Source organism: Streptomyces sp. NPDC091376, from assembly GCF_044757085.1.
GTDB lineage: Bacteria > Actinomycetota > Actinomycetes > Streptomycetales > Streptomycetaceae > Streptomyces > Streptomyces pratisoli.
Map to the genome: position 1 here is coordinate 1 of NZ_JBIVUF010000032.1, position 14,100 is coordinate 14,100.

A 14,100-nucleotide genomic window follows, 5' to 3' on the forward strand; every position below is an offset into this window, starting at 1 on the left:
TCCGCGATCTTCCACAGCCCGTCCGGAACAATCCAACTCCATGTACCCCGACCCATGATGAGCCCAACGACCGATCACCACATAGGACACGGTCTAAGACATCATTTCTTATGGAGTGATCGTTCGTTGATCCGTGTATGGCGGATATGGTTGAGCGGTTGGTGCCGGACGAGTTGTGGGTGTTGTTCAGACGGGTGGTGCCGCCGACGGTGGTGATGCCTCCGCAGGGCGGTGGCCGACGTCGGGCGGGAGACCGTGAGGCTCTGGCTGCGATGATCTTCGTGGCGACGTCGGATTGCACGTGGCGGCAACTGCCGCCGGTGTTCGGCCCGGCCTGGCCCACGGTCTATCGCAGGTTCGCCTAGGCCATGTTTCAGGTAGCGCGGGCGGCCAGCCACTTGGTGAGGTCGCCCGCGATCTGGTTGATGCTGGTCTCGATGGTGACGTCGTGCTCGCGCTGACTGGTGTCGCGCCGGACGATCTCGTAGCCGCCCTCGTCAAACACCGCGACGGAGGCGAACCAAGCCGGATCGTCCTCGTCGGGCTGGACGACGACGAAGGTGTTGTCCGCGCCGTTCAAGTCGCTGATCAGCATGAACAGGGCGTTCTCGGACGGGTCGTCGACATGGTCGCCGTTCTCGCTGTCCGCGCAGTAGTAGTCGGCGGCCACGAACCCTCCCCATGTGCTGGTCGAATCGGTGGCCAGCATCGCACGACCCGCGTGGCGGCGAGTGGTCACAGCCACTGATGAATCGAAGCGACGTGGACGGCTGCCTCGAACCGAACCGCGAGCTTGTCATAGCGGGTGGCGACCGCCCGGTGCTGCTTGACGCGGCTGATCCCGCACTCGACCGCGTGCCGGGCCTTGTAGTCCTGAGAGTCGAAGGCGGGCGGCCGACCACCGGCAGCACCTCGGCGCTTGCGGTTGCGGACCTGGTCGGCCGGTTCCGGGATCGTGCACCTGATCCCGCGTCTGCGCAGGTAGGCACGGTTCGCGCGGGAGGAGTACGCCTTGTCGCCCCGCACTCGCAGCGGGCGGCTCCGTGGCCGGCCCTGACCGGCCCCGGGCACCCGGATCGCGTTCAGGACCGGCTCGAACTGCGGGCTGCCACCCCGCTGCCCGGCGGTCACCAGCAGCGACAGCGGCTTCTGGCCCTGCTCGCACGCCAGATGGATCTTCGTGGTGAACCCGCCGCGCGACCTGCCCAGCCCGTGGTCGTCCGGCTCGGTGGTGAGCCCGCCAGGCGGCTCCTTCTGCCTGTTGCCGTCGCGGCGGGCACCGGCCGCGTACTGGTGGGCCCGGCAGATTGCGGAGTCGATGTTGACCTCCCAAGTGATCAGCCCGGCTGCGGACCACAGCACGCTCGGCAATCCTCGATGTCTTTGGCCGTAACAGCGTGACCAGCCGGTGCCTGCCAGCTTTGCGGATCTGGGCTGGTGACCCGAACCATTCCAGCACGGCGAGATCGGCCGAGTGTTGCAACCGCAGCACCAGCACCCGTTCTAGCGGCAGGTGGATCTGAGTGAGTAGGCCGCCGGGGAGTCGGATGGCGACTCTGATGGATTCGCGTGGACCTCAAGCACCAGTCGACCTGGGGCGCCCCTGTTCCACATCTGTCGGGCTTCGAGATCCCAGACCGCTGCCCCATGGCACACGAACCTATGTCCCCTCGCTGACTCCTACATGCAGCCAGACAGGGTCGTCCGGGCAGGGGACCCACACGCCCCCACCGGATCCTCTGGATGGATGACCCACCCCGACGCGCAAACACGGGACGGTGAAAGTGCAAAGCGCAACACCAACCAAGGAACGAGCCCATACCATGTCGGAACATCCCGCGCCGCGTCAGACCACATCGCATGGAACGGCGCCAGTTAACTCACACACCAATGGCCAGGTGCGCCATGCTCCGCTTTCGGATGCCGACACCCGGCACTCGCGGCCTCGAGTGAACGCAGTGCGTGGCCGACACAGGAAATATATGACCGCTGTCGTTGTAGGCCTCGTCGCCGTAGGCGCAATAGCAGCCGGAACCTCGTCGGCGTTCGGCAAGGTGCAGGCAGCCCGCGCACCCAGCACAGCCTCCCACATCGTCGCGAAGACCAATCCTTACTTGAACACAAAGAGCGACGCTTCCGCTGGTGCAGTCGAAGCTGGCCCTGGGCAAGACGTGCATCCGGTACTGGCGGCCTACCATAAGTCTTCAAAGAAGGTGTCGCGTCGGTCACACGCCCACAAGAAGGCAACCTATCCGAATAACGTTGACGGATGGATTCGGCACTCCCTCACCGTTATGCACTCACATGGAATCCCCGGAACATACTCCGGCATTCATCGGAATTTGATGCGAGAGTCGAGCGGCAACCCTAATGCAATCAACAAGTGGGACTCTAATGCCGCAGCAGGGATTCCCTCCAAGGGATTGCTGCAGGTGATCGATCCCACGTTCCGAGAGTATCACGTCAAGGGAACCTCGTGGAACATCTATAATCCGGTCGCGAATATCACTGCAGCGTGCAATTACGCGGCACACCGTTACGGCTCCATCGATAACGTTAACTCCGCCTACTGAGCCCGTTCCCTCCCGCTCCTACAGGGGAATCCTTACGCGAGTCGTGACCCAAACGAAGCCCCCTTCGTTAGAGTGTGATTCTTCTCATCACATCGACGTCAGGGGCTTCATTGGTTCCCATTCGACTCAAAGTTCCGCGGGAGTTGGTTCGGGCTCTCGGAGTCGGCTGTCTGCAATCTGTTCGGCAATAATCAATACGTGTCTTCTGCCGCGGAGAGATGAACAAGGCGTCGCACGACGTCTGCCCGCGCTCCGTGCTTGCCAGGAACGCGTTCTCTCAGTCCGATCAACTGGGCGCCCAGCTCCCGTGCTTCGCTCCCATCCTCGACCCGGTGCCAGGCATGGTCTCCAGGCGGCCGAAGCCGCCAGGACCATCGTGCCCGGCACAGTCCTCTCGATCGACTTCGACGAGGACAACCGACGCCACTGGGACATCGAGATCCGCGACACCAAAGGCCGTGTGCACGACCTCGCCTTCAACGCCGACAAGCACGCGACCGCGCAGCCAGCACGCGCCCAGGCCGACCACGACCACGACTGAGCCAAATCGGTCGAACAAACCTTGCACCCCACAGCCACCGGCCCCGCTGGCAGATCACCTCCGCTACCCACGTGGCAGCCGAGCCCCGCCTGCCCGCTCCGCACCGCCAAGACACGGAGCAGAGCGGGCAGGCCATCCTGTTCCTCCTACCGGCACCTCCCATCACCACATCGCGGTTTCCGTCCTTCTCCAACAGCCAGCGGTCTCCGGCGAGCCCGACACGCCCTCGCCGCAGGTGAAAGCGCGGGAGCTCGGCGGACTGGACCGTCGCCAAGGTGTTGTCGTAGTCGTTGAGGTCGCTGACCACCGCGGACTGCGCCTCGGCTCAGTGATCACTGCGGCGGTCGAGGGCCCACGGGGGTATCCTGCCGCGGGAATTGCAGGTGACAGCGTCGAACGGACAACGTTCCAGCCAGGGGGCAACGTGGTGCGCATACTCAAGGCAGTACTCCCGGCCCTCGTCTTGGTAACGGTGGCAGGGTGCTCCTCGTCCGCGGATACGGATGAGCAGCGGCTGAGTGAGCAGCGGAAGAACTACTGCATGCAGCTTGGGACATGGCAGAAGGCCCGCAATGCGGCGAGCTCGGACACACTCGATTCGTCAGCTGCGTACGACGAGGTAGGAGGCACCGCCCAGGACGCGCTTGTCGCGATGCAACCACTCCGGGATGAGACAGTCGGCGCGGGCCGCACCCTGGGGGAGGCGACAGCGGCAGCGATGAACGCCGCTGAGCCCGAGGCAGAGGGGCTTGTCGTGAAGTACTGCGCCGATGCCGGCTTCGAGACGCTGACCCGCTAGGTGGTCAACGAGCTCTCCAGAGCCCAGCGCCCTCTCGCCGACGGTGAGGACGGAGCCCGCTGCCCCCGTGTGAACGCTGACAGACCTCGGGCTCGTGCCCCGTTCACTCGAACAACGCAGCCACCTCCGCGACCGCTCCCCAAGGTCTGTGCCAGAACCTCGTTGTCACCTACGAAGCCACCGGTACCGGAGCGACGGGCCGCAATCCGCAATCCACAGCGGTACAAGGGACCAAGGGAACCACTCCCCATGCATGCCAACTCCCATTGACACCACCGACCCCAGGTGCCGTTCCAAGGGCGGGCGTCAATCGATCGCGGGTCTGGGCCAGCTGTTGGATCGGGGTTGCGTTTGTGTCAGCTGAAGAGTCTGCGGATCGTCTTTCCGACGCTCTCTCGTGGCCCTACGACCCGTTCCTCTGTGTGGACGAGCTCGGCCACGGTGATACGGAGGCGGTGTTCCCCTTCGTAGCGGCCGTCATCAAGGGTGACCAGGTAAGCACCGTCACTGGACCGGAAGACGGCTCGGGCAGGACGGTCCTCGGGGCGGCTGGGTCTTTGCATCCTTGACGGTATGTAGTGGAAGGCCAGGTCCTCGGCCGCCTGCTCGGCTTCTTGCCTGTCTCCTTCGACATGCCGACTGGAGGTCAGCCTCCACTGGTGCAGCTCGAAAGCGTGGGTCTCGACGCGCTGCGATTCAACGGTGTGCTCTTCCAGCAGCACATACCAGGAGTGTGTCATGGCGGGAGTGTACGACCGATGTGTGCTTCAGATGATCGTCGGCCTCGACAACGACCTGGCCGGCGAACAGCTGCCCCGCTTCGCTGCCGGCGGCCAGGCCCGAGCCGAAGCAGTACGCCGCCCAGCTGCTGACCGCCGACCTCGCCCACGCCCCGGTTCAACGAGGCCGCCAAGGCCTTCGCGGACAAGCACGCCGCCGGCTCCCCCGCCCGGTTCGGCGGCGGTCACGGGCAGGCCGACGCCGACGGGGACCTCGCTTGGGCGGTGTCGGCGGACTCACGGCACCAGGTGTCCGTTGTACACGTATGGGGCTCAGCCACGCGCTCCCCTCGTCAGGAGCTCATAGCCTTGGTTCATGGCGGAAGCCACATCCGGCAGCGGGCCGGACAACGGCAACAAGAAGGGTGCCGTCTCCGGGCGAACCTCATCCGGAGACTCGGCGCTCACGCCGCCCACGCCCGAGAACGGCGCCGAAGCCGTCCAGCTCCCCACATGGACCAAAGCCCTCGGTTGGTGCGGTGTCGCTGGGCTGATCTACCTGCTGATCTGTGCCGTGAGCATCATCAGTCGCGGCTTCGCAGGGCTGGGCAGCGACGCGGCGCACACCATGTTCGCCTTCGCCGCGCAGCCGTGGGTCGGGCTGAGCGTCGGCATCCTCGGTACTGTCCTGATCCAGTCCTCGACCACGACGACAGCCATCGCTGTCACCGCCGTAGGGTCGGGCGCGTTGCCCCTCCAGGGCGCGATCCCCATCATTCTGGGCGCGAACGTCGGCACCACCGTGACGACCAGCCTGGTCGCACTGACCTTCATCGGCGACCGCGCGAAGTTCCGCAGGGCGCTGGGTGCCTCGACCGTCCATGACTTCTACAACTGGCTGGCGCTGCTGATCTTCTTTCCGATTGAGCTGATCTGGCATCCGCTGCAATACATCAGCGGGACGTTGACCAAGGCGCTGTACGGTACGGACTGGCTGCCCAACCCGGCCCACTTCAACGTCATCCGGGCGGCCACCAGGCCGGTGGAACACGGGGTGATCCACGCGACCTCGCACGTCAGCAGCACACTCGGTCCACTGTTCACCATCGTGATCGGCGCCGCTCTGATCCTGGTCGCCGTCCGCTACCTGGGAAAGCTGCTCAAGCTGCTTATGGTCGGCAAGGCCCGCGACATTCTGATCAAAGCCGTCGGCCGCAACCCCTACCTCGCCATGGCGTCAGGCATGGGAGTAACAGTCGTCACCCAGTCCTCGACCATCACCACGTCCGTGCTGGTCCCGTTCGCCGGAACAGGCATCCTGACACCGGCGCAGGTGTATCCCGTCGTCGTCGGTTCCAACCTCGGCACGACGTTTACGGTGGTCTTCGCGGCGTTCGCAGGCGTCGGGCACGACGCGAGGATCGGCCTGCAGGCAGCCTTTGTGCATCTGGTCTACAACCTCTTCGCGATCATCGTGATCTACGTGATCCCGCTCCTGCGCCCCGTGCCGCTGTTCTGCGCCGAGACCCTCGCCCGCATTGCCTCCGCGCACCGGTGGGTCCTCGCCGTCTACCTCGGCACCGTCTTCATCGCGCTGCCCGCCATGGTCATCGTGCTGGTGGGCGTGCTCTGAGCACTAGGGATCGGTCGCCCCAGAGGGCGTTTCGACGCCTGACCCGTTCACGCCTGTTCCAGGATCCCCGGCTCCGAGTCCGGCCGGCAGAACGGCAGGCCTTGCCCCCTTCAGCCGGTGCGCGCAGCGCCTCACCGGCTGCGGAAGGGACGAGGCGCGTACTCGCGCACCCAAGGCCTAGTTGTGCGGGGTGCGGAGGGCGAGGATGGCCATGTCGTCGTGGCCGTCGCTGGGGTGGTGGTTGGCGAGGTGGTGCACGCAGTCGTCCAAGGGCAGGTGGATGTGGCCGGCGGCGAGTTCGGCCAGTCGGGCCAGGCCGTGGTCGATGGGGTGGTCGGGGTGTTCGACGAGCCCGTCGGTGAAGAAGAGCACCGTGGTCCCGGCGGACAGGGGGTGGGTGTGGTCGGGACGGTGCAGGCCGGGGCTGACCGCGAGGGGCAGTCCGGGTTCGGCGTGGAGGTACTCCGTGCGCCGGTCGGGGGTGATCTGGAGCGGGGGGAGGTGGCCGGCTGTGCTCCAGTGCAGCCTCCAGCCGTCATCTGCCGGTTCGATGCGGGCCAGGCAGGCGGTGGCGACGGGCAGGTCGGTGATGGCGTGCAGGGTGCGGTCGAGCTGGTTGAGGACGCTGCTGGGCGGTGTGAGGCGGTCGAACAGCAGGGCGCGCAGCATGCTGCGGGTCTGGGCCATGGCGGCTGCTGCGTGCAGGTCGTGGCCGACGACGTCGCCGATGACGGCCGCGCAGGCGTTGTCGGGCAGCAAGAGTGCGTCGTACCAGTCTCCGCCGAGATGACCGGGCGTAGGTGCTGGGCGGTAGATGGCCGCAGCGGTGAAGGGGTGCAGGTCGGGCAGTGTGGGCAGGAGCAGCCGTTGGAAGTTTTCGGCGCTGTCGCGGACCTGCTCGAACAGGCGCACGTTCTCGATCGCGATGCCGGCGGCTCCGGCCAGGGCGTCGACGATGTCTTGGTCGTCGTGGTCGAAGGGCCGTCCGTCACGGCGTTCGGACAGGTAGAGGTCGCCGTAGATGGTGCTGCGGACACCGACGGCGACGCCCAGCAGGGTGCGCATGTGGGGGTGGCCGGGTGGGAATCCGGCGGAAGCGGGGTGGGAAGCGATCTCGTCGATGCGCAGGGGTTCGGGGTGGCGGATGAGGTGTCCGAGTACGCCGCGGCCACGAGGGAACTCGATCCCTGCCAGGCCGGCACGCTCGGACTCCGACAAGCCCGCCGTGATGAACTGCCCCAACTGCTCACCGGACTCGTCCAGCACCCCCAGCGCTCCGTAACGGGCGCCGACAAGGTCCATGGCGGTGGTGACGATGCGGTGCAGCACAGCAGGGAGTTCCGTCTCCCGGCTAATAGCCAGAACCGCGTCAAGCAGGCCCTGCAACCGGTCCTTGGCGGTAGCCAACTCCCGTAGCTGTGCGGCGATCTGATCCACCTGGCGATCCAGCCGCAGCTGCAGGTCAATGTTCGGCTGTCCGGGTTGCTCCTCCGCTCCCGCCATCACGAGCGCCGGGTGGTGGGGTGTTCGTATTCGGTGGCATTCCGATGGTAGGGGCCGGTGCCGACCACGATCCGGGCCGCTGTGAAGGTGGGCCGGTCGGCAGTCGCCGCGCAGAGCCGAGGGGCGGTGAGAGTCTTGTGCCACTCCCTGAACGGGGGGTACGAGGCCTCGGCGGCAGCCTTGCGTTCCTCCCGCTCGGTGAAGATCTGGAACACAGATGGCGCCCTTCCTGTCGAGTTTCAGGTGGCCGAACTCGTCCAGACACACACTCACGCGATCTGTGCACCCGCAGGCTTCTGACCCGACCGTGAACAACTCGCACAGAGTGGCGCGGCCGAACAGCCCAACCAGCCCATTACGCCGCAAGCGGCATGTTTCACACCGTCATACGAGGCCGCTCCCCCGAACTCGTCGCCGGAGCCGTAGCTCCCGTACCTGCCGACCTACTGGCTCTGCTGCACCCTGCCCATTACAGGCAAGCTGGGCACGCTCATGGTGCGAGCCCGCACCAGCAGGCCGCTCTCGACCCTGCTCGACCAGGTCGAAGACGTCATCGTCACGCCCCTGGACTCCGCGCCGGGCAAGGACGCGTCGGCGCTTGTGGTGCATGCGCTTCAGCAGGAGGACGTCGGCGTCAAGGTAGTCGTGGGCCTCGACGTGGGACCTGCGCTGTTCGGTGTTAGGCGTGAGCCGGCCGACCTGCTGGATCACCCGTCCCTTGAACGAGATGGAGGTGCTGAGGAAGAGAGCGTCGAGTCGGGGTGCGTCGAAGCCTTCGCCCGCGAGTTTGTCGATCGTCAGCAGCACCAGCGGCTCGTCGAGTTCCTCGGCCAGGGCGGCATGGACTCGGGCTCGCTCGGCCGGCGGCATGCCGCCATGCAGGACGAGCTGGGCGATCTCATGTTGCCGAAGGGCCTGGGTGAGCTGCTGGAGGTGTTCGACACGCTTGGTCAGCGCCAGGCTGCACGGGCAGCGCCTGGCGATGTCCGCAGCGATCGATCGGCTCGTTGCGGGCGCCGTGGTGGGCGTCGTGGTGGGCGTCGTGGTGGGCGTCGTGGTGGGCGAGTTCAGCCTCGGTCTGCGCGGTGGTTCGCCGGCCGGATCGCCACCGATGATCCGCTCACCGGCTGATCAACAGCGTTTGAGCGGTGTTCCCGCACCACCTCAGGCGTGGCGGACGGGCGCCCGACGAGGCTCCGTGGGTGCGCGGTTCGTCCGTGGGTGCGCGGGTCGGTGTCCAGACATCTGTCTCGACCCCCACGGGCCTCGTCCGTTCTGCCCCGGTCGCCTCACCCGATCGGTGACCGAGTCGACACAGCTCGAGAGGGGCATTCGGGCGTCCTCAGACGGGAGGGTAGTCAGCGCTCACGCCAATCGGCGATGACCTCGAGGCCGCCACCGGTGGACAACCAGTCGCGGAGGTCGGATCGCTTGATCTTCTTGGAGGCGGTGTAGGTGAGTTCCCGGACGATCACCAGGCGCGTCAGGCGGGCCCACGCGCCGATCTTGTCGTCGACGAGGTCGCGCAGCTCACGCGCGAGCTCGGCAGGATCGAGGGCCGTACCCTCGCGTTGAACGACGAACGCTACGGGGACCTGGGTGTAGAAGTCGTCGGGCGCGGCCACGACGGCGCTGCGCTCAACGGCGAGGTGGGTGTCGATGACGTGCTCGACGTCGAGACCCGAGAGACTGTCGCCGCCGACGTTGATGATGTCGTCGGTACGCCCGGCGATCCACAGGTAGCCGTCCTCGTCGAAGTGGCCCGCGTCGGACGTGTCGTAGTAGCCGGGGAAGTTCTTGAGGTAGGTGTTCGCGAACCGCTCGTCGTCGTTCCACAGAGTGGTCAGGCAGCCCGGAGGCAGTGGGAGTCGGACGGCGATGTTCCCTTGCGCCCCCGGCGGCAGCCTGTGGCCCTCCTCGTTGAGGATCTCGACGTGGTAACCGGGCAGCGGCCTGGCTACCGATCCGGGCTTGACCGGGAGCAGACCGAGGCCGAGGCAGTTCGAGGCGATCGGCCAACCAGTCTCGGTCTGCCACCAGTTGTCGACGACCGGGCAGTCGAAGAACTCGCCGATCCATCTCATCAGCTCTGGTTCGACCCGCTCGCTGGCCAGAAACAGCGCGCGCAGCGGGGAGCCGTGCGCGGCGAACGGCCTGCTCCCGCCGGACGCACGGCGGATCCGGCGCAACGTCATCGGGGTCGTGAACAGGACGCTCACACCGTATTCGGAGATGATCCTCGGGAACGCGCCCGGGTCGGGGGTATCAACCGGCGAGCCCTCGTAGATGACCGTGGTGGCCCCGCTGACCAGCGCACCGTAGACGGTGAAGGAGTGTCCCATCACCCAGCCGGGATGGGAGTCGGTCCAGAAGACCTCGCCCGCACGGACGCCGAAGACGTTCTCCACGGCCCAGCGAAGCGCCGTCAGACAGCCGCCGGTATCGCGGGTGACGGCCTTGGGCTGCGAGGTCGAGCCCGAGGTGTAGAGCATGTAGAGCGGGTGGGAGGAGGGCACATGGACGGGCTCTCCCCTGCCGGTCGCGTCCGCGATCAGTCCGGCCCAGTCGAGGTCTCGTCCTTCCCTGGGCTCCCAGTGCCCGGCCTCCGGGCGCTGAAGCACCACGCAGTGCTCGGGCGTATGGTCCGCCCGCGCGAGAGCCGCCTCCAGCAGCGGCTGGTATTCGATGACGCTCAGACCATCGAATCCTCCCGACGCGGTAAGGATGACCGCCGGCCGGGCATCGTCGATCCGATCGCGCAGCACGGCGACCGGTATGGAGGTGACCACCACCGAGTGCGTCAGGCCCAAGCGAGCGCAGGCGAGCATGGCGACGACCGTCTGCGGCGCAGCCGGCATGAAGATCAGGACAGTGTCATCGACGGCCAGGCCGAGGCCCTCCAGTGCGCCGGCGAACGCCACGACCTCGTCGTGCAGGCGCCGATAGGTGTAGATGTCCTTGGCACCCGTCTGCGGGCAGTCGTAGATGAGGGCGGCCGTCTCTCCCCGCCCCTCGGAAAGGTGCACATCCAGACAGTTCTCCGCCGCGTTGATCATCCCGCCCGGGAACCAGCGGTAGAAAGGGGCGCCACTGTCATCAAGGGGCTTGTCCCAACCCCGCTCCCAGGCGAGCCGACCCGCCTGGCGCGCCCAGAACGTCTCGGGGTCCGCAAGCCAATCCTGGCGCACGTCTTCGAAACTCATGTACTGCTCCCGTCCGTCGCTTCAATTCTGGTGGTGGCCCGCACGGTTGTGTGACAACGATCGCCGCAGACCGGCGAGCGACTTGGATCCGTCAGGTGCGCTGCGTAAGACGTCTTTGTGCCGCGGGCCGTCACAACAACCAACTCCGCCGAATCACAAGGGACTCTGCCCCGGATTCGTCTCGTCAGAGTTGATCACAAGCGAACCCGGCCGGACCATGACGAAACCCTTACGGCAGCGCCGCGGCACCGTTCTCCACCGGACGCTCCCCCGTCTCGATCTCAGAAGGGCAACGCACCCATCGGCACTCTCGCCGCGACCTCGGGAAAGGCCACGCTCGACGACCCAGCGCCGCGGGATCACACCGCCGCCTGCTGTGGAAACGCGGCATCAAGCCCCTCATCGCCGCGACGCGGCGTCGCCCACGGCTCCGGACTGGGCGAAGCGCGCTGGGCGGTCGAGCGAACCTTCGCCTGGCTGCACCAATTCAAACGCCTCCGAACCCGCTACGAACGACGCGCCGACCTCCATCACGGGCTGCTCGAACTGGCCCGCATCCTGATATGTCTGCGCCCGCTGCGGAGGACGGTCAAACGCTGTGCCAGTAGCGGAGACGGGCCTCAGACCCGTCGATACGCACCATGCAGTCCTTGAAGAGCCGCAACGGAGGCTGCCGGCCGTCAACCTGAGCCAGCGTGAGCTCCAAGTCCTGCAACGGTTTGACCAGAGCGACGAACCTGGTCCCATCCGGATCCGGGCCGTAGGTCGCCCATGCCTCGAACAACGCCCTCACGCTCTCCCAGCCTGGTCCCGGAGTGAAACGCGCCAGGAAGAACGGCTGATCACAGCCGTACTCACTGAGCTCACCGACCAAGGCATCTCCCTGCAAGATCTGCCACTGTGTCATCTGGTGTCCCGTCCGCTGCCATCTGGTCGAGATCGCATCATCGCAGCGCTATCCATCCGAACAAGGGCGTCATTCCGAAACGATCAGTTGTTCGTCTGGCCAGCCCGCTGATGCAGGCGAAACGGCCTGGCGGTAGGCGTCTCGACACCTGCGCAGCCGAGGGGTGCGTACGGCGGGCAGCCGGACCAGGGTGTCCTCGAAGGCGTGGTGGTGGGGCGTCAGTGGGCGCCAGGGGCGCGGTGGCAGGGGGTAGTCGTCACGCAGGACGCCCTCCGGGAGGGCTCCGGTCGCGGGCATCGGCGACGTCTCGCCCGGGTGGGCGAGGTACGCCCAGACCCCGCTGTCCAGCGGCACCACGGCCTCCTCATCGCCTGGCGGACGCCAGGGCGCCCCCGTGAGCGGGTGGCGGGGGACGAGAAGGATGTCGGGGCGGGGCCGCGGCAGGTGGATCCCCGGGCCCGCCAGCCCCACGGACCGGGCACCGGGCCCGGCGGGGAGATACCGGCCGACTGCGTCGCCGAGCACCTCGGCGACGGGGCCGGCCGGGAGGCTCACCGGGCGGTGCTCGGTGACCGCCACAACATGGGTCAGGGAGACTCCGAGCGCCGCCTCCCAGCGACGGCTCCACGACCCGTCGAACTCGACTGGCGGAACGCGATGCTCAGCGCATGCCAGGTCGTCCCAGCCGGGAATCGGACCGGCCGAGAGTCCCGAGGGGTGGCGTACGACCGCGTCGGGCTCAAGCCACACCGTCTGCCACGTTCCGCAGTCGTCCATGCGGGTTGCCACGGCCCGCCCGCACCCCACACACGCCAAGTTGGGACCGGCTCGGCCATCCACACCCTGGCAGTAGCCTTCGCACTTGTCGGGGATCAGGGTCATGGACCGGGAGTCGCCGGGGGCGATGACGATCCTGTTCCGCGCGCCGAAGGAGACGGAGTACACCGGCGCGAACACGCCCTGCCGAGCAGCCGCGTCCGCTCCGACCTCCTTCCACGGTCGCCAGGGCGGTCCGGTGGGCTGGGGGTCGACTGCGTACGTCGCGGGCTCCATCAGCGGAGGGTGGAGTTCCTCCCACCTCCCGTGGTGGGCATGGACAGGGAGGGCGACCCGGGACAGTGGCGCCGTCAGCTCCGTACCGCACCCGGCACACGCGAACACGTCCAAACAAGCTCCCCCTCGCCCCGATTCCCCGGGGATTGTGCCTCGCCCGCTGAGGAGAATCCACCGGGATTCGGAACGGCTCGCAAGGTGCTTCCTCCAGATCACCTCGCCGCCATCCTCATCCCGTCAGCAAAGTCATCCGGAAGAATCGACCTGGTCCTGCCACCGTCCGTCGCGCATGATGACCCTCCCGCGCAGTTCCGGCTCGCCGCGCCAGGCGCGCACCGTCTTCGGCGCCACGCGCACATACAGAAAGGGTTCCTCCTCCGTGCGCGGGTCCCACCCGAACTTGGCGGCGAACGCCTCCGCTGCGTCTCCGGGGACCTCATGGTCCGGGAAGCACTCAGCCTCACCCTGGAGAAGCACCACATCGAAGGTGTCCGCCAGCGCCAGGCGCACGCGCGGCTCCTCGCGGACGTTCCGCGCCGTCACCGACGCGGCGCTGGTGCACATCCACATCGCCCGCCCGTCCCACAAGAACCACAGCGGTACCTGGTGCGGTCCGTGATCAGGATGCCCCGTCGACACCCAAACGTCCCGCTCGGCAGCGAGCCGGTCCAGCGTGTCCTGTCTCCGCTCCGCCGCCTGGCGGCGTGAGACTCCCGCGGTCTGCATGGGAGCCGACCTTAGCCAGCCGGCTCACAGCGCGCATGAGGCTCGGGTCCTACTCCCGTTGACCGAGGAACCCTCGGCCGTCGGTTCGAGATGCCGACCCAGATTCCGTGTGGCCGGCTGGAGGAGGCCCGGTCACGCGGTTGCGGGACGGCCTGTGACACTGCCGTCATGCGCGGACGAGTAGCGGACGAGTATGGGCCATTCGTGTGAAGCCCCACGCTGCGCGGCTGTTACAGAGATCCGGACGAACTGGCTGGGCGCGTGGAGGTGCAGGTGGGGGCGCACGGGGCGCCGGAAACCGCTTGTTGTTGATCTGCAGTCAGATCGTTGCGCCATTCAACCAAGTGCAGTCCGGTGGCTTCACAGTGGTTGCCGGTTACAGGCGAGAGTTACAGAGATGTCCGCATTTTGTCATGGTGTCCGTTTTCCCTCCGATGCGAGCC

At 66.8% G+C, this 14,100-nt stretch carries 14 protein-coding genes and 1 pseudogene; 7 read left to right on the plus strand and 8 right to left on the minus strand.

Annotated elements, in window-relative coordinates; genetic code table 11:
• The first annotated feature begins 146 nt into the window (after nt 1–146).
• The gene (locus tag ACIQMR_RS36215) at nt 147–365 is read left to right on the plus strand and encodes a transposase (RefSeq protein ID WP_401396944.1); all 219 of its coding nucleotides are present in this window, start codon (nt 147–149) and stop codon (nt 363–365) included.
• An 8-nt stretch (nt 366–373) separates the two neighbouring features.
• Here the strand turns inward: ACIQMR_RS36215 and ACIQMR_RS36220 are convergent, their stop codons facing one another.
• Nucleotides 374–709: a hypothetical protein gene (locus ACIQMR_RS36220; RefSeq protein ID WP_401396947.1), complete on the minus strand. Its 336-nt coding sequence runs from the start codon at nt 707–709 to the stop codon at nt 374–376.
• 26 nt (nt 710–735) lie between these two features.
• Nucleotides 736–1,362, minus strand: coding sequence for an IS5 family transposase (locus ACIQMR_RS36225; protein WP_401396853.1), 627 nt, complete (start codon nt 1,360–1,362; stop codon nt 736–738).
• 620 nt (nt 1,363–1,982) lie between these two features.
• On the opposite strand from ACIQMR_RS36225, the gene ACIQMR_RS36230 reads away from it, so the two are divergent.
• From ACIQMR_RS36230 to ACIQMR_RS36240, 3 genes are all read left to right on the plus strand, one after another.
• Nucleotides 1,983–2,573: a transglycosylase SLT domain-containing protein gene (locus tag ACIQMR_RS36230; protein ID WP_401396856.1), complete on the plus strand. Its 591-nt coding sequence runs from the start codon at nt 1,983–1,985 to the stop codon at nt 2,571–2,573.
• 376 nt (nt 2,574–2,949) lie between these two features.
• Nucleotides 2,950–3,114 (plus strand): PepSY domain-containing protein, encoded by a 165-nt coding sequence (locus ACIQMR_RS36235; RefSeq protein ID WP_401396859.1) that lies wholly within the window; start codon nt 2,950–2,952, stop codon nt 3,112–3,114.
• Nucleotides 3,115–3,538: 424 nt separating this feature from the next.
• Nucleotides 3,539–3,913 carry a hypothetical protein gene (locus tag ACIQMR_RS36240; RefSeq protein WP_401396861.1) on the plus strand — a complete coding sequence of 125 codons (375 nt, stop codon included), beginning with the start codon at nt 3,539–3,541 and terminating at the stop codon, nt 3,911–3,913.
• 356 nt (nt 3,914–4,269) lie between these two features.
• Here ACIQMR_RS36240 and ACIQMR_RS36245 read toward each other — a convergent pair whose 3' ends face one another.
• Nucleotides 4,270–4,653, minus strand: coding sequence for a hypothetical protein (locus ACIQMR_RS36245; protein WP_401396863.1), 384 nt, complete (start codon nt 4,651–4,653; stop codon nt 4,270–4,272).
• Between the two features lie 355 nt (nt 4,654–5,008).
• Between ACIQMR_RS36245 and ACIQMR_RS36250 the strand changes: the two genes are divergently transcribed.
• The gene (locus ACIQMR_RS36250) at nt 5,009–6,265 is read left to right on the plus strand and encodes a Na/Pi symporter (protein WP_401396865.1); all 1,257 of its coding nucleotides are present in this window, start codon (nt 5,009–5,011) and stop codon (nt 6,263–6,265) included.
• Nucleotides 6,266–6,442: 177 nt separating this feature from the next.
• Here ACIQMR_RS36250 and ACIQMR_RS36255 read toward each other — a convergent pair whose 3' ends face one another.
• Nucleotides 6,443–7,693, minus strand: a complete 1,251-nt coding sequence (locus ACIQMR_RS36255) for a PP2C family protein-serine/threonine phosphatase (protein ID WP_401396950.1) — start codon at nt 7,691–7,693, stop codon at nt 6,443–6,445.
• Between the two features lie 567 nt (nt 7,694–8,260).
• Here ACIQMR_RS36255 and ACIQMR_RS36260 point away from each other — a divergent pair.
• Nucleotides 8,261–8,899: a hypothetical protein gene (locus ACIQMR_RS36260; RefSeq protein ID WP_401396867.1), complete on the plus strand. Its 639-nt coding sequence runs from the start codon at nt 8,261–8,263 to the stop codon at nt 8,897–8,899.
• A 227-nt stretch (nt 8,900–9,126) separates the two neighbouring features.
• On the opposite strand, the gene ACIQMR_RS36265 is transcribed toward ACIQMR_RS36260, so the two are convergent.
• Entirely contained in the window at nt 9,127–10,971 is a 1,845-nt protein-coding gene (locus tag ACIQMR_RS36265; RefSeq protein WP_401396870.1) for an AMP-binding protein, read from the minus strand.
• 316 nt (nt 10,972–11,287) lie between these two features.
• Here ACIQMR_RS36265 and ACIQMR_RS36270 point away from each other — a divergent pair.
• Nucleotides 11,288–11,553 (plus strand): annotated as a pseudogene (locus tag ACIQMR_RS36270) (transposase); the annotation flags it as partial.
• Between the two features lie 7 nt (nt 11,554–11,560).
• Here the strand turns inward: ACIQMR_RS36270 and ACIQMR_RS36275 are convergent.
• The 3 genes from ACIQMR_RS36275 to ACIQMR_RS36285 form a co-directional block, all read right to left on the minus strand.
• Complete coding sequence (locus ACIQMR_RS36275; RefSeq protein ID WP_401396873.1) at nt 11,561–11,878, minus strand: hypothetical protein; 318 nt, start codon at nt 11,876–11,878, stop codon at nt 11,561–11,563.
• Nucleotides 11,879–11,947: 69 nt separating this feature from the next.
• On the minus strand, nt 11,948–12,931 hold the full coding sequence (locus ACIQMR_RS36280; protein WP_401396876.1) for a hypothetical protein: 984 nt from the start codon (nt 12,929–12,931) through the stop codon (nt 11,948–11,950).
• A gap of 246 nt (nt 12,932–13,177) precedes the next feature.
• Nucleotides 13,178–13,657, minus strand: coding sequence for a pyridoxamine 5'-phosphate oxidase family protein (locus tag ACIQMR_RS36285; RefSeq protein ID WP_401396879.1), 480 nt, complete (start codon nt 13,655–13,657; stop codon nt 13,178–13,180).
• Between the last annotated feature and the right edge of the window lie 443 nt (nt 13,658–14,100).

Coding starts and splice junctions, on each gene's coding strand:
- ACIQMR_RS36220 (WP_401396947.1), bottom strand. CDS start 709: ATGCTGGCCACCGATTCGACCAGCACATGGGGAGGGTTCGTGGCCGCC.
- ACIQMR_RS36280 (WP_401396876.1), bottom strand. CDS start 12,931: ATGGAGCCCGCGACGTACGCAGTCGACCCCCAGCCCACCGGACCGCCC.
- ACIQMR_RS36215 (WP_401396944.1), top strand. CDS start 147: ATGGTTGAGCGGTTGGTGCCGGACGAGTTGTGGGTGTTGTTCAGACGG.
- ACIQMR_RS36285 (WP_401396879.1), bottom strand. CDS start 13,657: ATGCAGACCGCGGGAGTCTCACGCCGCCAGGCGGCGGAGCGGAGACAG.
- ACIQMR_RS36260 (WP_401396867.1), top strand. CDS start 8,261: ATGGTGCGAGCCCGCACCAGCAGGCCGCTCTCGACCCTGCTCGACCAG.
- ACIQMR_RS36275 (WP_401396873.1), bottom strand. CDS start 11,878: ATGACACAGTGGCAGATCTTGCAGGGAGATGCCTTGGTCGGTGAGCTC.
- ACIQMR_RS36245 (WP_401396863.1), bottom strand. CDS start 4,653: ATGACACACTCCTGGTATGTGCTGCTGGAAGAGCACACCGTTGAATCG.
- ACIQMR_RS36230 (WP_401396856.1), top strand. CDS start 1,983: ATGACCGCTGTCGTTGTAGGCCTCGTCGCCGTAGGCGCAATAGCAGCC.
- ACIQMR_RS36250 (WP_401396865.1), top strand. CDS start 5,009: ATGGCGGAAGCCACATCCGGCAGCGGGCCGGACAACGGCAACAAGAAG.
- ACIQMR_RS36265 (WP_401396870.1), bottom strand. CDS start 10,971: ATGAGTTTCGAAGACGTGCGCCAGGATTGGCTTGCGGACCCCGAGACG.